We start from the raw sequence: 18277 nt of genomic DNA on the forward strand, positions 1-18277 counted from the left end.
ACATACGAAATCCACCGCTGATACAAATCAGCGATGGATTTTTATTAGTTGGAATTTTAAGCAATTCAGTTGGGATTTTTGAATAGTTTAGTTGGAAAATGAAAAACAAATAATTTACCGACAGCTTATTTGTCTCAAAAACTAATTTCTAACTTGCATTTAAAAATCGGAAAGTATTTTTTCATCTTATCGTTTCAAGCATTTTCTCTAGTAATTCACTCCACTTTTCCTCATCAATGGCTGAATCGTACAACATTTTAATCATTTTGGATTCTCCTGCATATGTGCACAAATAATCTTGAGCAAGCTCCATTTCATTTGCGTAACGCTGTCTTACTTCTAATATCTTATCTTCATCTAACATAGTTTTGTCTATATGTGAGAAGAAATCGATAATTTCATCCCCACTTCTTTCAGGCTCATATACATGAGGGCTTGTAGCGTCTACCAAACATAATTGAAGCTCTGGAAGCACTACTCCATCTACACTACTCGCATCTAGACCACACCAAATATACCGGACATCCAAACCATGTAGTTTTGCTTCTTCACCAAACTTCTTCATAAAAGAAGATTTTCCGCTACCCGGTAATCCTTTTATATATAATCTAGTCTTTAAATTTTTTGAAATAGATTCTAGTGTATCCTTTGCACCGAGTGGAGTAAGGGATCCCATTAACCGATGGGATACTTTAGGATTTTTTTGCAGCTGAATATTGCCGATATTTTTCTTGGTGCGCTCTTCAAGTAATGCATTGATCCCATCCCAGTTGACAGCTACTTGTATAAGCTGCTCCCATTCATCATGAATCTTCTTTGCTCGAGATAACGCTTGAAGTCCTTTTGTTAGCCAAACATCATTACTAATCTGCTTTTCTTTTACGATGGAACCAATATCCCGGAGCTTCCTATCATTATATGCATCGTAATATGGAACCCATTCATGCCCTGCTCCATAGTATGACGGATCTATATTATCCGCTTGCAAGTAAAGTGTTTTTGTTTCACTAATATATAAACCTTCTAACAGATCCTCATGCATTGGATCATAGAACCACTCCATATTTTTACCTCGGCGTACGGCGTTATAGCCTATTTCCTTCAATATATCCGTCAATCGATAGGTAGTCGGTCCTTTAAAGAAATATACTTTGTTTGCTTCTTGAATAACTTCCTTATAAAAGTTTTTCACACCTTGTCCAGTATATGACCTTCCCATATAATGAGTAATTATTCCGTTCATAGCGTCATCCTCCCTATCATTCCTTCAAGAAATACTATATGCAACGCTCCGGTAGAATATGAAAAAGAGTGTGGAAAATCAGGATTGATTTTCTACACTCTTCTTTACATACGGCACTGTATAACCGGAGATCTTATATAATAGTTTTTGAGATAAAGGCAATGAATAGTGAACGATCTGACCGAGTAATAAAGCAATAACAATAGTACCTAGTCCTACCGGCCCACCAAGCGCCCACCCGGCCAGCGCCACGATTATTTCAATACCGGTGCGAACCATTTTAATACTCCAACCCGTTTTCGCCATAACCAGCAGCATTAGAGAATCTCGTGGACCTGCTCCCACATTAGGAGAAACATAAACCCCTACCCCCACTGCAATCACCACAATCCCAACAATAAATATAATAAGCTGACCTATATAACTCGTCACATCTGGCAATAGCCAGTTAAACACATCGATAAAAGAGCCTATAAAAAGAATATTTAGCCATGTTCCAAGCTGCGGAAATTTCTTCGTTCCAATCATTGTGATCAGCACAATGATAATACCCGTCAAAATAGCCCAAGTACCAATAGTTAAACCTAAATGATTATGTAAACCAACATGAAACACATCCCATGGTCCAATTCCAAATTGCTGTCCCTTAATCGTCATCGAACTACCTAAAGCCATTGTAGTGACTCCGGTAACAAAAAATATCCAACGCCAAACTATTTGCTTCATCTTAAAAGTCCTACTTCCTATCCTGAAAAGCTCATGCGCCTATGTTCGCTACATCATGGTGCTCCTGTACAAAATACAAAAACACTTCGCAACGACTGACTTCCCCGCAAATTTGAAGCGACTAAGACGGACTTGGCGCTATAGCTATCCAGTTAATAACTGAAAAGCACATACTCCCTTTGTTTTTTTACAAAAGGAGTATGTAGTAGGTCTATTATAACGATATTTTTATAGATACGATTACATTTTAATAATTGTTGCAATTCGGCCATTCGTCAATTGAAGCAAATCTTGCAAGCTTAGTTTTACTTGCAGACCAATTTTACCTCCACTAACAATGATAAAATCAAGTGCCTCTGCACTTACATCTATCCACGTTGGAAATAGTTTCTTCATCCCAATTGGAGAACAGCCACCGCGGACATAGCCAGTAGTCTGCAGTAATTCTTTCAAAGGCAGCAGCTCCACTTTTTTCTCACCAACTGCTTTAGCTACTTCTTTCAAATTTAACTCTTTGTGAACCGGGATAATGCACACAAAATGTTTATTTGTTCCAGCCGTAACAAGTAAAGTTTTATATACAACAAAAACGGGATAGCCTATTTTATCCGCTACAGTTACCCCGTCTACTTGATCGCCAGTAAGCTCGTATTCTATTAACTCAAACGATATTTTCTGCTGCTCTAATCTACGAACAGCATTCGTTTTTAGTTTTTTACTCATATTCGAGTGCTCCTTTTAAGCTATACGGAAAAAACTTGGCTGTTGGTCTGCAAAACCATACTTTTTCATGTGTACTTGGTATGCATATTTGGCAATTGCTTGTTCTTTGAATCTTCTTTTCTGTATATCTTCACTCAACACTTTTGGAGATTGAAAATCCGATTGAACGGAGCGATTTGATATAGCTGCCTCATCTTCTCTTTGCCTTTTAGCTTCCACTTCAATTTTTCTAATGGCTTCTTGGTTCAGTGAAATTTGTGATTGGACCGTTTGAATTTTCGCGGTAGCATTCGCAACTACTCGCAGGTCCTGTGGGGTCGGTTCATCCGAGGCAAGAGCTGAGCTTCGAACTTTTTCCAATAGCTCGATCGTCTTTTCTGGCGTTGGTCCACCAATTGTTTGCACTGGAATGGCGGGGCCTTTTACATCTAGCATGCTTTTGTTTTTTTCTATTTCCTGATATTCTTTTACTGCTGCACTTACTTCTTTTGATTCGCTCTCTTTTTCTTTATTGCCAAGTAGTAAATCCTCTAACTCAGCTAAAGTAGGATGCTTTTTAGGCTGATAGAACTCAGAGTGTTTACGGTAGGCTTGTCCTACATCTTTTCGTTGAAAAGCTAGCTTTCTTTGCTCTATTTCAGCTCTTACATTTGCAGCACCATTCCCTGTTGCTTTCACTAACGTCATCTCTTCCACCTCTTTCGCCTAGTTATCCTTCTTAACATTTTACCATTTTCACAAAATATTCAAACTTACTATTGTCATAAATTTCACATGCACAAAGGCTCAATTATTATTTTTGAAAATTTTAGTGAATTTAGGTCTTTAAAACTATACAAAAAAGCCCCCCAAATCAATTAATGGAGGACTTACTCAAAAAATTTAGATAGGGATAATTTGTTCCATATATTCCTTAATCATTTCTTCGCTCATTTCACCTGTAATGACTTTCTCAATTTTTCCTTCAGGATTGATAAGTAATGTTGTTGGTAAAGGATTAATCTTGTACGTTTCCATTACACTTTTGTTGTTGTCGATTAGTACTGGAAAACTTAAACCTTTGCGATCTATAAATTTTTGAACCGCAAAATCAGATTCTCCTATATTTACCGCTAAAATTTCAAGTCCTTTATCTTTATAATCTTGGTATTGCTTGTCCATAAGTGGAAATTCTCTTTCGCATGGTTTACACCAGGTTCCCCAGAAATTTAAAAAGACTCCTTGTCCTTTATAATCGGATAATTGATGTTTTTCCCCATTCATATCCACAAGAGCAAAATCAGGCGCATCATCTCCCACCTGTATTAATGCAGTTCTTTCCTTCGTTACATTCGTATAAATTGTAAATACAATTGCCACTAACATTAAAGCTAAAATAACTGTACGCATATAGAAGCGTTTTTTCTTTTTATCCATCTTTGGTCTGTCCCTTCCTTAGTGAATTACTTGCGTTTCCACAGCACTAGCATCATTCCAGTTATAAGTGAAAATGCAATGAGCGCTAAAAATGGAATTGTTACAAAACCAAACCAGTTGATATATTGGCCCGAACATGGTACTCCGTTTGTACATGCACTAAACTCACTTAATGAGGGAATTTTCTGCAGTGCATAATGATAACTAGAAACTACCATTCCAATCAGTGACAGCGGAAGAATATACTTATAAACCTTTCCGTCATTTTGGTAAAAAGCGATACCTAGAAAAACCACCAATGGATACATCAAAATCCGCTGATACCAACAAAGGGTGCATGGAACAAACCCCATTCGCTCACTAAAAATTAAGCTTCCTACCATTGCGATAATCGATGTTATCCACGCTAAGAGAAGAGGTTTATTGACCATTTGTAGACTCATCTACCATTTCTACGAAATCATCCATTGTTTGACCAGTGAATTCCTTACCACCAATATAAATTGTAGGCGTTGAATTGACACCTAAATTATTTGCCGTATTCATATCTTTATCCAAAGCTGCTTTCGCTTTGTCATCACTGAATGCAAGCTTCACTTTTTCCACTTCTTCCTCCGTTGCAAATTCTGCTAAGACAGTAGTCAAAAACTCCTCTGACATTAAATTTTCTTGCCCAGACTCGTTTGTTTGGTTTGCGAACAGGAGATGATGAAACTCCCAGAATTTTTCATTACCTAGTTCTTGAAAAACAGTTTCTGCAAATTGTGCCGAAGTCGTAGAATCTGCCGCTATAAACGAATAGTTCATAAAGTAAAATTTTGCTTTCCCAGTTTCCACTAATTCCTGATTGATCATCGGAAGGAGTGTGTTATTAAAATCCCCACAGTGTGGACATTTATAATCACCAAATTCAACAATCTCCACTGGCGCAGACTCTTCACCTATAAATGGTTGTCCTTCATAATCTATTACTACTGCATCTTCTTTAGCATTCGTTAAGATGACTATGGCAATAAGGCATATTGCCACTACACCGATGAACCAAAATAATTTCTTAGACAATCGAAACACTCCTCTGTTTAAATAAAACTACATCATGTAGTGTAAAAGAATAAAAATTTACGCAAGCGCGTAAATAAAAAATGCACATAGCAAAATAAAAATAGCTAATGACAAAAATGCTTTTTTATATGGAACCTCGCATGGAACATACTTTAATGGATTTAATATATGCTCAATCCGGTAGTTGACCGATGTATCTGCAAATGATGCATAAGCAAATGGCATTTTATCTTGTTTGCCAACTTTCAACATCTTTAATAGTGCGCTTCCCAAGTTCACAGATGTCTCCTGTTTCCTAATGGCAAATTCATCTGCCAATACTTCCTGGATGATTCTATATTGATGATTGAACCACTTTAGAATTGGAATATACCCAATTGTGGATGCGCAAAGTGAAAGTAAAAATATTTTTAACGGATCACGGTTATCCTTATGGTATATTTCATGAGAAATGACAGCTTTTAACTCATCATCCGTCAATAAGTTTATCAACCCTGTTGATATAACAATTTTAGGTTTTACAAACCCCATTGTTATCGCTATAGGTGCAGGATTCGAAATGATGATGAAATCTTTTTTCCCACTACTGTGTGTCTGATTCATATCGTTAGTAAGCAAATTATCTTTATATTGCTCAAAATGTTTTTTCAAACGTGATGCATAGAAAAATTGAGATGCTATATGCCAAATGGAAAATAAGAGCGTATAGATTACGAGTGCATCAAGTGCATATTCAAGTGAAGACAATCCGATTGCCTTTAACCAGCTATGACAAACTTCCACAATATTAAATTTAACGTTCCAGCCTGCCAGCATGGAAAGAACGTATATAGCCATTTGAATAAAAATCGTTCCCGAAATAATAAGTGATAAGTTAAACATGAAAGATGATTGACGTTTAGACATAAATTACATACCCTTTTTCAATTCTTTAATTTTCTGCTCGAGCTTTGCCACAAGATCATCATCTACGTCTTCCAGCGCATCTAGCATATGACTGACCACAACGTTTCCAAACTCATCCATTAATTCATTTGTCATTTCTTTTGACTGCTCACTCAAAAATTCTACTCGTGATTGAACAGGTTTATAGAGAGAGGATCTGCCTTCTGCACGTTTTTCTAGAATCCCTTTTTCGACTAAACGATTCATGACAGTCATTACTGTATTAAAGTTAGTCATCTTATCCTTGTCCAAAACTTGCTGAACGTCTTTTATAGTCATTTCCACGTCATTCCATAGAATATCCATAATTTTTGCTTCAAGTGGTCCGAAAAAACGATTCAACCCACTTTCATTAATTTTAAACTTTCGAATCAACACGAATTTACCACCTCACATTACTTATTGTAGTGTGAGTGACTTATCTAGTCAACAATTGTTCCTCCATAACCATTTGGAAACATTTAAAGATGAATTACTTCGTATATCCTGTTACACTACAAATTGTAGTTTATATAAAAAAGGAGATTTATGCAATGATAAACAAACGAATAACTTTTATCGGTATAGCGCTAGTTTTAGTACTCACTTCCCTATTCTTTGTGTTCAAATCGAAGGAGTCAGCTTATGGAATATATGATATTAACTCCCCTTCTCGATTGCAGGAAGTACATTTGAATGTATCTAACCTTGAAAAATTATCTACGTTTTACCAAGAAGTAATTGGCTTTGATATTTTAAAAGAAGAAAAAAATAGAATTACACTTACAGCTGACGGATCTACCCCTTTACTAGTCTTAGAGGAAACTCCTGACTCAGTGGAAAGGCCAATAAAAACAACTGGTCTCTACCATTTTGCTATTCTTTTACCGGACCATGCTAGTTTAGGTACAATGCTTGTGCATCTTTCTCAGACTGAGTACCCAATGGATGGTGCCGCTAATCATCAATATAGTGATGCAATCTATTTCACAGATCCGGATGGTAACGGAATCGAGATTTATGTGGATCTTCCTCCTGAAAAATGGGAACGATCTAAAGAAGGTGGATACGTAGGTGGTTCTTATCCGATTGACTTTGACATGCTTATAGAAGAAGCTACTCCTTCTTGGGCTGGTCTTCCTGTTGATACTCGAATTGGTCATATGCATTTGCAAGCTGCTGAACTTGAAATTACAGAACAATTTTATGTAGAAGGCCTTGGCTTTAGTGTTACGACGAAAGGAAATGGAGCTCTCTTTTTATCAAAAGATAACTATCATCATCATGTCGCACTAAACACATGGGCTGGTACTGGTTTACCTGCTCCTCCATCTAACTCGAGAGGCTTAAAACAGTTCACAATTATCTTTACGAAAGAGGAAATAGAACAAGCAAAATCAGAGCTTAAACGTTTAGATTTTCCTTTTGAAACAGCTGAAGACTCGATTGTTGTCGAGGATCCTTCCGGTAATACTTTACACATAGTATCCAAATAAGAATTTGGAATCTTATATGCCAAAAAAGGACGTCCATCACTGCAATTGCCATTGTCGTATGATATATTAATTTTTAGTGGTAGTTCGAAGGGATGTAATAAAAATGAAGAAAAGTGTAGTAATTGCAGAGAAGCCCTCTGTTGCTCGCGATATCGCAAATGTACTGAAGTGTCATAAAAAAGGAAACGGTTATTTAGAAGGTGACAAATATATCGTTACTTGGGCATTAGGGCATTTAGTAACATTAGCAGATCCTGAAGTTTATGATGCAAAATATAAAACTTGGAACTTGGATGATTTACCAATGCTCCCTAACGACTTGAAGCTAGTCGTTATTAAACAAACTGGCAAGCAATATAATGCAGTCAAAAGCCAATTAATTCGCACAGATGTTAGTGATATTATCATTGCGACCGACGCTGGTCGTGAAGGCGAGTTAGTAGCTAGATGGATTATAGAAAAAGCAAAAGTACACAAGCCAGTTAAGCGACTTTGGATATCCTCTGTAACAGACAAAGCTATTAAAGAAGGCTTTCAAAATCTAAAACCAGGTAAGGCATATGAAAACTTGTATCATGCAGCTGTAGCAAGGTCCGAGGCTGATTGGTATATCGGACTAAATGCAACCCGTGCACTTACGAGTAAATTCAATGCACAGCTTTCATGTGGACGTGTCCAAACTCCTACTGTCGCTATTATTGAACAAAGAGAAAATGAGATACGCAATTTTAAACCGAAAACCTATTATGGCGTAGAAGCACATACGGACCAAAAGCTAAAGCTTACATGGGTAGATAAACAAACGAATGATTCCAGAACATTTTCAAAAGAAAAAGTAGAACAAATTCTTGCGAAAGTAGATAAAAAGCAAGGGACAATCGTAGAAGTAGATAAAAAACAAAAGAAAAGCTTTGCTCCTCAACTATATGATTTAACTGAATTACAGCGTGATGCCAACAAAATCTTTGGCTATTCAGCGAAAGAAACACTTGGCATTATGCAAACTTTGTATGAGCGACATAAAGTGCTGACGTATCCTCGGACGGATTCAAGATATATTTCTACTGATATTGTAGAAACACTACCAGAACGATTAAAGTCATGTGGAATCGGTCAATATAGACCATTCGCAAACAAAGTTTTACAAAAGCCCATAAAAGTAACTAAGGCTTTTGTCGATGATAGTAAGGTTTCGGATCATCATGCAATTATTCCAACCGAAGAAACTGTGATCCAATCTAACTTCACAGACAAAGAACGTAAAATTTATGATTTAGTTGTTAAACGCTTTATCGCAGTGCTTTATCCTCCATTTGAATATGAGCAAATTACAGTCAAAGCATCTATTGGTGAAGAAACATTTGTAGCAAAAGGAAAAACGATTCTTTCTTCCGGTTGGAAAGAAGTATACGAAAATCGTTTTGAAGAGGACGAAAATACGGAAGACATGAAAGAACAGCTACTTCCTAGTATAAACAAAGGCGATAAGTTAGTCGTAAAATTAGTGGCGGAGACTTCCGGACAAACGAAAGCACCTGCAAGATTTAACGAGGCATCCTTACTTACCGCTATGGAAAATCCAGCAAAGTATATGGGTACACAAGATAAAGAACTAGCCAAAACACTAGATAAAACAGGTGGTTTAGGAACAGTTGCTACAAGAGCTGACATTATTGAAAAGCTGTTTAACTCATTCCTTATGGAGAAAAAAGGGAAAGATATTTACTTAACATCCAAAGGGAAACAGCTACTCGAATTAGTTCCAGAGGACTTGAAAACCCCTGCCCTTACAGCTGAATGGGAGCAAAAGCTGGATGCAATTGCAAAAGGAAAATTGAGTAAAAACCTATTTATCAATGAAATGAAAACTTATACAAAAACAATTGTTAACAATATTAAAAATAGCGATAAGAAATTCAAGCATGACAATATTTCCACCAAAAGCTGCCCAGACTGTGGTAAACCTATGCTTGAGGTTAACGGAAAAAAAGGAAAAATGCTCGTATGTCAGGACCGTGAATGTGGTCACCGTAAAAACGTAGCCAGAGTAACCAATGCCCGCTGTCCACAATGTAAGAAAAAACTAGAATTACGTGGTGAAGGGGAAGGTCAGATCTTCACTTGTAAATGTGGATATCGCGAAAAACTATCCGCTTTCGAACGTCGCAGAAAAAATTCAGGTGGCAAAGTCGATAAACGTGATGTACAGAAGTATTTGAAGAAACAAAACCAAGAAGAAGAACCTGTAAACAATGCGCTAGCAGAGGCATTGAAAAAACTGAACTTGAAATAATCTTAAAAAGGGGAAGAAAAACTAATCATTTTTCTTCCCCTTTTATAAATTTTTTGAGTAGGTTGCTTATTTTATTTGAATAGAAACAGAACCGTCTAAGTAATTAGGATACGCGACAAAGTCTAGCTTAACAGGGTTAATAATATCCTTTGTATCAATCGTAACTTCAGCATACTGTTCGTTTTCATTTCCTGAGTTACTTTCTCCTAATAAATCAACTACCTCTCCTAGCGCATTTTCTCCCTGAGAAAACAAAGCGTACATGTGATCCTTTCGTGTTGTACGATACTTCATTTCAATCGTGTTACTGCTAATGTTTAATACTTTTATTTTTTTATCCGAAGGTTGCTTCAGTATTTCTTTTTTCGCAAAGTCCACGAGCAAATAGCTTTCCTCCTTAGGAAGTGCCTGCACTTTATCGAATTTTAAATAAAGCTCTTCCGGCTCTTTAAAATAGTTACTTTGTAAGAAATACGTATTTTCTTTCTTTTGGTTTTCACCTAAACCTGTTATTCCATTCTGAATGGAACTCCAAACTTCCCCGTTTTCATCCTCAATTCGCATATCCTCAAACTGCAATATTTTCATTTCATTTTGTTCATTAAATTCTAAAGTTACCCGTACCCTTAGTGGATATACCTTTATTTCCTTAACTTCAATTTGTTGTCCATCTATCTCGACTGTTTCATTTAGTGTAAATATTTTCCCCGACTTCATTTCTTTTTTGATTGTGAAGGGTATATTGAAATTTATCTTTTCATTACCCTGCTTCACCTCTAATTGTATTTCAAAATCAGAACTAGTAAATTGTTCTGTCTCTACAAAAACAAAACTAAACTGACCTTCTTTTCTATTTTCAGTTAAATGACCTGGTGGGTCATAACTCATTGATGCCATTAGCTCCTGACCACTATTCAAGAACTTAATTTCCCCATATTCCATATCTTTAAGTGAGTGAGCTGCTTCTAGTGTATAAAAAATTTCAGCCCCTGTTTCATCGATAATAATTCCATCTACCGTAAACGTTATATTATCCATTACTTGGCTTTTACCTAAAGACTCATAGTAATCATTTTCGACGATTGCTTTCATACCCTTATCAAACTGAATGAGATGTACAAACCGCTCCATCCCTGGAATAGTAGAAACAGCACTCGCGAAAGCCGGCGATACGCGAATAGAGGTCACAAAGGTTAGAATCAGAATTGCTGCAACGGAGAAAGCCCATAACGTTTTTTTCCGTTTTCGCTTCTTAGCTTTAGCTTGGAGTAGCCCCTGTTGAATAGCGTTATTTACAAGCTCTTCAGGTACTACAACTTTTTCTAATTTCTTTTTAGTTGTATCTAGCATCTCTTCTTCTTTTTCAAACATGGTCTGCATCTCCCTTCTCTGACAGGAAATTCCGAAGTGACTTGAGTGCGTTGTGAAGCCTTGATTTAACCGTGCCTTCTGGGATTTTCTCTAGTTCTGCAATTTCTTTTATCTTTGTATTTTGAAAATACTTTAGAAATATTAGCTGCTGTTCTTTGCTCGACAAGGATGCGATTGCTTCGTTGATGTCTAGGTGAGTAGTGTCTTCGCTAAACCCAATCTCCTGTAGTATTTCGATCGATCTATATCTTTTACTCTTTTTCAACTGATCCTGACAATAATTCATCATGATTCGAACTAGCCATGTTTTCACGTAGCTCGGTTCTTTGACAGTGTGTATTTTTTGATAAGCTCGAAAAGTAACTTCCTGCATCGCTTCCACTGCTTCATGTTCCGTTTTTAAAAAGGCAAATGCTGTTCGATATAATGTATCTTTATATAATTGCATTATCTGTAAGAAAGCCTCGTCATCCCCTTTAATAGCTTTCTTAGCTATTTCTATTACTTCCACTCGGTCACCCCCTTGTTCTGTTATACATTAGACATCGTAATGCGGAAAAAGTTCATTTTATTTTTCAAGACTTTAAGATACTCTCGTTCCATGGTTGTTTATTAGCGCTCATCTTTTCATTACTCTCGGATCAGATAGATTTACTCTCGGTCAATTCTATTTACTCGCTCTCCTGGGTACAATACTCTCAGAAAGGATATTTCTTCCACAAAAAAAGATGTCTCTTTTTAGCGAGACATCCTGATTGGACTTAATGTATGTCAATTGGCTCCTTGCAGAGGCTTTTGCTCATTTCGGCGTACTGGATAAACACGCGAGCGAGCTCTCTTAAGCGATCGTGTACATCGTTATCAATAATTTTATTGTTTTCATCAAAGTGGTCTTTATGTGTATATACATAATTAGGGGTTACTAAGCATCTAAAATAATCTAAAATTGGTTTCAGCTGATTTTCAATTACTAGATGATGCTGGTACGTGCCACCATTTGCCACGATGGATACTGGTTTATAGCGCATTGACTTTGGATGTAGGAAATCGAATGTATTTTTTAGCACACCAGGTATGGAACCTTGAAAAATCGGTGATGCGATAATAAAACCATCCGCTTGGTCGAACTTACTTACAAGCAACTTCATGTCGTCATTGTAATTTTCAAAAGGACGTCCATCTACAAATTGATGCTCATAATTAGAAAGTCGAATAATCTCTATAGTGTATTCGTTATTCATTTCTTCTATATAGTCTTTCACTTGATCTAAAATGACACCTGTTTTCGTGCCGATGATCGTTCCGTCTACGAGTAAAATTTTCACCTTGCGTAAACCTCCTTATTCGTCCTATATTGTATCAAAAAAAGGAGTTATTATCGTCAAAAGAGATCGCATTTATCAAAGTTCATCCTTTTGACGGAGAGTTATTAATCGTATCTGACTCTTGCATATGAGTTGGAGGGGTCAAGCTGACAACAAAATCACCTGGATTTGCAATGAGTTCCATTTTGGTCGTAAAGAACTTCAGCGTGCCATCTGCTCGAATAATATACAGTAAGATCGATTCTTTCATGCGAGCATCTAAGTATTGGTTGTAGTCGTACTGCTCTGTAATATTAGTCTTTCGAATGACGAAGCCTTTTAGTACAAGTTCTGTTAGATCAAAAATATTTGCATCGCTATTGAAAAGCGTTTTACCACCAATAGATGGGTGATACTTATTTCCTGTAACATGACTAGAAGCGGTTTGATATAGCGCATCTCGTCCTAACTCTACTACAAAGTTCGAGCAGATTAATGCATTATAGGCATCCATTTCGGTTGCCGCAATCATTTTAGGATAGGGAGCTAGATCTAACGAATACTCCGTTTGCTCCGATAATATATCCCCTGCATAAGTGGGGACTCCTAGTTTCCTTGCATATCGTAGCTGCTCCCATGAATTATCAACTACTAGTACATCCATGTTCTCTTTCAGCAATGAATGGGCGAGCTCTGCTGTAAATGCATTTCCTCCTACAATAAGTACGCCAGGTTTTTCTGTAGCAACAAGCTTGAGTTTTTTGGCAACCCATCCGATAGAAAATCCATGGAAGATTACAGTTGCAAATACGAGGGCAAATGTTAAAGCTGTTAGCATTTCCGCATCCTTGTATCCACTTTCTTGTAACACCGTAGCAAAATAACCGGAAACAGTAAGTGCCACAATCCCTCTAGGAGCAATCCAACCGATCAATATTTTTTCATTGTTCATTAAGTCCGTTCCAATGGTCGATAACCATATGGATAAAGGACGGACGATAAATAGCATTGCTAATACAAAAAATACGATGCGAGGATTGAATATTTCCAATAATATACTAGGATTTAAGGAAGCCGTTAACATAACAAAAATACTAGAAACGAGTAATATAGATATATTTTCCTTAAAATGTCTCATATCATTGATGGAGGCAATATGCATATTGGCCATAGTTATACCCATTGCAGTTACAGCAAGTAAGCCAGTTTCATGCATAATTACATCAGAGAAAACAAAAACCAATAGTACAACCGCAAAAACGACAGGTGCCTTTAAATACTCAGGTATCTGTCCTTTTTCAAACATTTTCCCTAAGATTCTGCCGAACAACCAGCCGAGTCCCCCGGCAAAAATGGAACCTGTGAAGAACAGTAAAAATGCTGTGAACGTCTCATTGCCATTAATAAATTTAATAAGTTCAAATGCAAACACCGCTAATAATGCACCAAACGGATCTACTACAATCCCTTCCCACTTTAAAATTGCAGCAGGTCTGGATTTTAGTTTCGCTTGTCTTAGTAGCGGCAAAATAACCGTTGGACCAGTTACGATAAATAGCCCGCCGATAACAAATGCGACAGCAACGGATAGCCCTGCAATATAATGAGCAGCTAGGGAACCAACAATCCAAGCAATAAACGCACCGAGCGTCACTATTCGGGTAAGCGGTTTGTTAAAGCTCCGCACTTCGCGGAAATCTAGATTTAAGCTTCCTTCAAATAAAATAATGGCGACTGCTAAAGAAATAAGCGGGCTAAACAATTCCCCCAAACTCTCCTGCGGGTTGATCAAGCCTAAAATAGGTCCAACCAATAATCCAACAATGGACATTAAAACAATTGCAGGCATTCGTATACGCCACGCTAACCACTGTGAAAATATTCCTAATACAACAACAAACATCAAAACAAATAATATAGAGCCTAACATTGCATCTCTCCTTACTTGTTGACCTTTTCCTGATCCACAAAAATATCCTTTCGATTATCCCAATTGAATAATTCTTCTCGAGAAATCGGCTGTTCTTCTATTTTCTCTATAGGCTTAGCGTTCAAAATATCGATTGGTTTATAAACCGTTACAGCTTTTTTTGTATTATGTATTGCATAGTGATACATGGCATATGCAAGCTGTTCCCCTGGAATGGAGCGCATTCTTTTAAACGGTCCGATTAATAAGGGATTTACTAGCTGGAAGATACCTTCGGATAGGCGCTCGCCCAAGCGAAATTCTCTTCTTCCCCCCGTTAACAAGGAAGGTCTATAAATGAAAAGATGCGGTAGTTCCATTTCTATTAATCCCTCCTCCATCTCGCCTTTCACTCGGCTATAGAAAAAAGGTGAATTTTTATTAGAGCCAATTGCAGAAATGACATGAAAATTTGGAATGCCACGTTTTTTTGCTAAAGAAGCAATTCGTAATGGATATTCTAAATCTACTCGCTCAAAGTTCTCTTTTGACATGGCTTTTTTCATCGTAGTTCCTAAACAGCAAAATAGATCATCCGCAATTTCTAAATCGTTTTCCTCTAATTTATCGAAATCTTTTACTTGTACGTCAAGTTTGGCATGCTTAAAAGTAAAATCTCTTCTGACAATGACGGAAACTGCAGCATACTCTTCACTCTCACATAATTGTTTTACCAAAAATTGTCCAGTAAAACCAGTAGCACCTACTACTATAGCTACTCTTCTAGCCATTTTACTTTCCCCCTTGTCATAAGCACCTGTCCATTCCCATACACTAAAGAGATAACTTATGGAAAGGAAGATAAAATATGAAACTAGCCTACTTATTGAATACATTACCACATCGCGGACACTATCCCGCAGATCGTGCAGTAGCATTGCTTTCTTCATTAGAACCGACTAACTCCGAAATTTTTGTGCATCATTCTAATACAAGCCTTATTCAATATTTAAAAAAACAACAGATTCAACCTCTTTTATATAGAAATAATGCCCACCTAATCGAAGAAATGAAAGCTTTTCAACCAACTTGCATTATGCACGATGGTGGAAATTCGGAAAAAGATCTTATTCGGCGTTTAAAAGCGTTAAATAGTAAGCTTATTCATTTAGACGACCATGGGGATGGCGGGGCTTTAGCTGATCTTGTTATTCAATCGCTGTATGAAAATCCAAAAGACGTTACGAAAGAGAACTATGTATTTGGTCCGCTTGGATATATTCCAGCCAAAAAAGTTATTTATAAAAATAATAACACGATACAGGATCCCCCGCATATAATCGTCTCTTTCCCTCATGAAGATCCCGAAAATTTAACCTATAGGACCTTAAGACATCTTGTACAGCTCCACATCCCACTTAAGATTAGTGTACTAGTGGATGAACATTACAAGCATGACATATTTGAATTAAAACGTTTTGCACTTACTCGTAAATCTATACAAATTATTTCTACCTCGGAGCCTGAAACACTGTTACCTAAAAGTGATATTGTGATTACAAGTGGGTCTTATATGCCTTTTCTAGTTGCACAGTTTCACATACCCTGCATCGTTCTTTGTGCACATGAAGAAGAAGTAAATTATGCATTCCCACAGGAAGGACATGGCTTCGCAAACCTTGGTCTTGGTAGGAAGATTAAACAATCTTATCTACAAAATGCGGTGATGGAAATTATCCTGCACAATAACAGAAGAAACGCCTATATACAGAAACAGAGTCGCTTTGACTTTAGTAATAACTTAGAAGAATTAGTAAAATTGATTGAGCAAACGATTGCAAGTTCAAAAGAGGAACAAGAAATCGTACGCTAAGTCCTTTTTTATGCTACAATAAATGCAAAATGCTGAAGGTGATTGATAATGACAAAATCACAGCTACAAGCTGAAATTGCAGAGCTAAAATTGGACTATATTAACTTGCAAGGTGATATGGAAAAATTAGAATCTAATGGCCACCCTACTCAGGTTGAAAATGCTGAACGTAGACTAGCAAAAATGGAAGAAAAACTTGCTGAACTAAACAAACAGCTCGCGGAATTATTATAATCCGCAGAGCTTTCTTTTTGGAGGAAATAGATACATGAGCTTATTAGTAGAAAATTTAGGACATACATTCGGAGACCGTACCCTTTTCAAGGAAGTTTCATTTCGCTTAGTCGAAGGTGAGCATGTAGGACTTGTAGGTGCAAACGGTGTTGGCAAATCAACATTGATGAATATTTTAACAGGAGAAATCATTCATGACGAAGGCCGAGTAGAATGGTTACCGAACACACATTATGGATATCTAGATCAGCATACACGTCTGCAATCTGGACGTTCTATGTTTGATACACTGCGAGATGCATTTTTGCCATTGTACAAAAAAGAAGAAGAATTAAACGAAATTATCGGTAAAATGGCGGATGCAACGCCCGAGGAGCTAGAAGTATTATTAGAGCAAATGGCAGAAATTCAAGATGCTTTGGATGCTGGTGACTTCTATTCTTTAGATATGAAGGTAGAAGAAGTTGCTCGTGGTCTTGGTTTGGATGTTATTGGTCTAGAGCGCCCAGTAGAAGCACTTTCTGGTGGTCAGCGTACAAAGGTATTACTTGCAAAGCTTTTATTAGAAAAGCCAAAAGTATTGTTACTTGATGAGCCTACCAACTATTTAGATGAAGAACATGTAAACTGGCTTTCCAACTACTTGAAAAACTATCCGCACGCATTTTTATTGATTTCCCATGACACCGAGTTCATGAATGGGATTGTCGACGTGATTTTCCACTTGGAATTTTCGAAACTTACTCGATACACTGCGTCCTATGAGAAATTCTTAGAGCTTGCTGAGTTAAATAAACGTCAGCATATCGATGCTTATGAGAAGCAACAGGATTTCATTAAGAAACAAGAAGATTTTATCGCCAAAAATAAAGCCCGATACTCAACGACAGGACGAGCAAAATCTCGTCAAAAACAGCTAGATCGAATCGAACGAATTGACCGACCTGAAACTGCAGCAAAACCAGAATTTAGCTTTAAGGAATCCCGTAGCCCTAGCCGCTATGTTGTAGAAGCTGAGCATTTAGAAATCGGTTACGATAAAGCGTTACTACCACCTTTAACATTTACAATTGAGCGCGGTGAAAAAATTGCGCTTGTTGGAATGAACGGAATTGGTAAATCGACATTACTTAAAACAATTCTTGGCAAGATACCTCCTGTCAGCGGAACAGTAACACGCGGTGATTTCTTAACTCCTTGTTATTTCGAACAGGAAGTAAAAGCTGGAGATATTACACCGATCGAAGCAATCTGGGAAACGTATCCAAGTATGGGACAAGCCCAAGTACGTGGAGCCTTAGCTCGTACTGGTCTTAAGAGTGAGCATATCTCCCGCCCGCTATCAAGTTTAAGTGGTGGCGAGCAAGCAAAAGTGCGTCTATGTAAGCTAATGATGGAAGAAACGAACTGGTTAATCTTCGATGAGCCGACAAACCATCTGGATATTCATGCGAAAGAAGAGTTAAAGCGTGCGATGAAAGAGTTCAAGGGGACAATCGTGCTAGTCAGTCATGAACCAGAATTTTACGAAGGTCTTGTAACAAAAGTATGGAACGTGGAAGAATGGTTCTCTACTGGTAAAGAAGTTATTAAAGAATAGACACTATATGCAGACCCTGAGCGCCTTACACTCAGGGTCTTTTCATGATTTTGTAGTGTGTTCGCTTGCTTGACGAGAGTAATCACTTAGTATCCAAGAGTAA

General features: G+C 37.3%; 19 protein-coding genes. 5 read left to right on the top strand and 14 right to left on the bottom strand.

The annotated features are described in order from the left end of the window. Positions 1-181: 181 nt before the first annotated feature. The 9 genes from ACIQX2_RS04075 to ACIQX2_RS04115 all read right to left on the bottom strand — a co-directional run bounded on the left by ACIQX2_RS04075 (position 182) and on the right by ACIQX2_RS04115 (position 6493). Positions 182-1243: a hypothetical protein gene (locus ACIQX2_RS04075; RefSeq protein ID WP_402847263.1), complete on the bottom strand. Its 1062-nt coding sequence runs from the start codon at positions 1241-1243 to the stop codon at positions 182-184. Between the two features lie 78 nt (positions 1244-1321). Continuing rightward, positions 1322-1969: a YczE/YyaS/YitT family protein gene (locus ACIQX2_RS04080; protein ID WP_402847266.1), complete on the bottom strand. Its 648-nt coding sequence runs from the start codon at positions 1967-1969 to the stop codon at positions 1322-1324. A 240-nt stretch (positions 1970-2209) separates the two neighbouring features. Beyond that, the gene (gene ybaK, locus ACIQX2_RS04085) at positions 2210-2692 is read right to left on the bottom strand and encodes a Cys-tRNA(Pro) deacylase (RefSeq protein WP_402847270.1); all 483 of its coding nucleotides are present in this window, start codon (positions 2690-2692) and stop codon (positions 2210-2212) included. Between the two features lie 15 nt (positions 2693-2707). Continuing rightward, positions 2708-3379, bottom strand: coding sequence for a hypothetical protein (locus ACIQX2_RS04090; RefSeq protein ID WP_402847272.1), 672 nt, complete (start codon positions 3377-3379; stop codon positions 2708-2710). Between the two features lie 195 nt (positions 3380-3574). Beyond that, positions 3575-4108, bottom strand: a complete 534-nt coding sequence (gene resA, locus ACIQX2_RS04095; protein ID WP_402847276.1) for a thiol-disulfide oxidoreductase ResA — start codon at positions 4106-4108, stop codon at positions 3575-3577. A gap of 26 nt (positions 4109-4134) precedes the next feature. Then, on the bottom strand, positions 4135-4539 hold the full coding sequence (locus ACIQX2_RS04100; protein WP_402847280.1) for a disulfide oxidoreductase: 405 nt from the start codon (positions 4537-4539) through the stop codon (positions 4135-4137). Beyond that, positions 4529-5170 (bottom strand): DsbA family protein, encoded by a 642-nt coding sequence (locus ACIQX2_RS04105; protein ID WP_402847284.1) that lies wholly within the window; start codon positions 5168-5170, stop codon positions 4529-4531. The genes ACIQX2_RS04100 and ACIQX2_RS04105 overlap by 11 nt, the downstream gene beginning before the upstream one ends. A gap of 57 nt (positions 5171-5227) precedes the next feature. Continuing rightward, positions 5228-6076 (bottom strand): M56 family metallopeptidase, encoded by an 849-nt coding sequence (locus ACIQX2_RS04110; RefSeq protein WP_402847288.1) that lies wholly within the window; start codon positions 6074-6076, stop codon positions 5228-5230. A gap of 3 nt (positions 6077-6079) precedes the next feature. Further along, positions 6080-6493 carry a BlaI/MecI/CopY family transcriptional regulator gene (locus tag ACIQX2_RS04115; protein ID WP_402847292.1) on the bottom strand — a complete coding sequence of 138 codons (414 nt, stop codon included), beginning with the start codon at positions 6491-6493 and terminating at the stop codon, positions 6080-6082. A 155-nt stretch (positions 6494-6648) separates the two neighbouring features. Here ACIQX2_RS04115 and ACIQX2_RS04120 point away from each other — a divergent pair, with 155 nt between their 5' ends. Beyond that, positions 6649-7590 (top strand): VOC family protein, encoded by a 942-nt coding sequence (locus tag ACIQX2_RS04120; RefSeq protein WP_402847294.1) that lies wholly within the window; start codon positions 6649-6651, stop codon positions 7588-7590. A 103-nt stretch (positions 7591-7693) separates the two neighbouring features. After that, positions 7694-9883 (top strand): DNA topoisomerase III, encoded by a 2190-nt coding sequence (locus tag ACIQX2_RS04125; RefSeq protein ID WP_402847311.1) that lies wholly within the window; start codon positions 7694-7696, stop codon positions 9881-9883. A 66-nt stretch (positions 9884-9949) separates the two neighbouring features. On the opposite strand, the gene ACIQX2_RS04130 is transcribed toward ACIQX2_RS04125, so the two are convergent. The 5 genes from ACIQX2_RS04130 to ACIQX2_RS04150 form a co-directional block, all read right to left on the bottom strand. After that, positions 9950-11254 (bottom strand): DUF4179 domain-containing protein, encoded by a 1305-nt coding sequence (locus ACIQX2_RS04130; RefSeq protein WP_402847313.1) that lies wholly within the window; start codon positions 11252-11254, stop codon positions 9950-9952. Then, positions 11247-11765, bottom strand: coding sequence for a sigma-70 family RNA polymerase sigma factor (locus ACIQX2_RS04135; protein WP_402847316.1), 519 nt, complete (start codon positions 11763-11765; stop codon positions 11247-11249). The genes ACIQX2_RS04130 and ACIQX2_RS04135 overlap by 8 nt, the downstream gene beginning before the upstream one ends. A 250-nt stretch (positions 11766-12015) precedes the next feature. After that, a complete protein-coding gene (locus ACIQX2_RS04140) occupies positions 12016-12579 on the bottom strand; it encodes an NADPH-dependent FMN reductase (RefSeq protein WP_402847318.1) in 564 nt (187 codons plus the stop codon). 82 nt (positions 12580-12661) lie between these two features. Next, entirely contained in the window at positions 12662-14488 is a 1827-nt protein-coding gene (locus tag ACIQX2_RS04145; RefSeq protein ID WP_402847321.1) for a cation:proton antiporter, read from the bottom strand. 11 nt (positions 14489-14499) lie between these two features. Further along, complete coding sequence (locus ACIQX2_RS04150) at positions 14500-15258, bottom strand: oxidoreductase (protein ID WP_402847325.1); 759 nt, start codon at positions 15256-15258, stop codon at positions 14500-14502. A 77-nt stretch (positions 15259-15335) separates the two neighbouring features. Here ACIQX2_RS04150 and ACIQX2_RS04155 point away from each other — a divergent pair, with 77 nt between their 5' ends. The 3 genes from ACIQX2_RS04155 to ACIQX2_RS04165 are packed head-to-tail and all read left to right on the top strand — an operon-like array spanning position 15336 to position 18174. Next, on the top strand, positions 15336-16340 hold the full coding sequence (locus ACIQX2_RS04155; protein ID WP_402847328.1) for a hypothetical protein: 1005 nt from the start codon (positions 15336-15338) through the stop codon (positions 16338-16340). A gap of 48 nt (positions 16341-16388) precedes the next feature. Continuing rightward, a complete protein-coding gene (locus tag ACIQX2_RS04160; RefSeq protein WP_402847330.1) occupies positions 16389-16574 on the top strand; it encodes an SE1832 family protein in 186 nt (61 codons plus the stop codon). Positions 16575-16608: 34 nt separating this feature from the next. Next, entirely contained in the window at positions 16609-18174 is a 1566-nt protein-coding gene (locus tag ACIQX2_RS04165; RefSeq protein WP_402847332.1) for an ABC-F family ATP-binding cassette domain-containing protein, read from the top strand. Positions 18175-18277: the final 103 nt, after the last annotated feature.

The sequence above is a fragment of the Psychrobacillus sp. NPDC096623 genome (assembly GCF_044762655.1).
In the GTDB taxonomy this organism is placed as follows: domain Bacteria; phylum Bacillota; class Bacilli; order Bacillales_A; family Planococcaceae; genus Psychrobacillus.

Excerpts from the sequence above, each read along its gene's own strand:
- ACIQX2_RS04075 (WP_402847263.1), bottom strand. The coding sequence starts at position 1,243 with ATGAACGGAATAATTACTCATTATATGGGAAGGTCATATACTGGACAA.
- ACIQX2_RS04080 (WP_402847266.1), bottom strand. The coding sequence starts at position 1,969 with ATGAAGCAAATAGTTTGGCGTTGGATATTTTTTGTTACCGGAGTCACT.
- ybaK (WP_402847270.1), bottom strand. The coding sequence starts at position 2,692 with ATGAGTAAAAAACTAAAAACGAATGCTGTTCGTAGATTAGAGCAGCAG.
- ACIQX2_RS04090 (WP_402847272.1), bottom strand. The coding sequence starts at position 3,379 with ATGACGTTAGTGAAAGCAACAGGGAATGGTGCTGCAAATGTAAGAGCT.
- resA (WP_402847276.1), bottom strand. The coding sequence starts at position 4,108 with ATGGATAAAAAGAAAAAACGCTTCTATATGCGTACAGTTATTTTAGCT.
- ACIQX2_RS04100 (WP_402847280.1), bottom strand. The coding sequence starts at position 4,539 with ATGGTCAATAAACCTCTTCTCTTAGCGTGGATAACATCGATTATCGCA.
- ACIQX2_RS04110 (WP_402847288.1), bottom strand. The coding sequence starts at position 6,076 with ATGTCTAAACGTCAATCATCTTTCATGTTTAACTTATCACTTATTATT.
- ACIQX2_RS04120 (WP_402847294.1), top strand. The coding sequence starts at position 6,649 with ATGATAAACAAACGAATAACTTTTATCGGTATAGCGCTAGTTTTAGTA.
- ACIQX2_RS04125 (WP_402847311.1), top strand. The coding sequence starts at position 7,694 with ATGAAGAAAAGTGTAGTAATTGCAGAGAAGCCCTCTGTTGCTCGCGAT.
- ACIQX2_RS04130 (WP_402847313.1), bottom strand. The coding sequence starts at position 11,254 with ATGTTTGAAAAAGAAGAAGAGATGCTAGATACAACTAAAAAGAAATTA.
- ACIQX2_RS04145 (WP_402847321.1), bottom strand. The coding sequence starts at position 14,488 with ATGTTAGGCTCTATATTATTTGTTTTGATGTTTGTTGTTGTATTAGGA.
- ACIQX2_RS04150 (WP_402847325.1), bottom strand. The coding sequence starts at position 15,258 with ATGGCTAGAAGAGTAGCTATAGTAGTAGGTGCTACTGGTTTTACTGGA.
- ACIQX2_RS04155 (WP_402847328.1), top strand. The coding sequence starts at position 15,336 with ATGAAACTAGCCTACTTATTGAATACATTACCACATCGCGGACACTAT.
- ACIQX2_RS04160 (WP_402847330.1), top strand. The coding sequence starts at position 16,389 with ATGACAAAATCACAGCTACAAGCTGAAATTGCAGAGCTAAAATTGGAC.
- ACIQX2_RS04165 (WP_402847332.1), top strand. The coding sequence starts at position 16,609 with ATGAGCTTATTAGTAGAAAATTTAGGACATACATTCGGAGACCGTACC.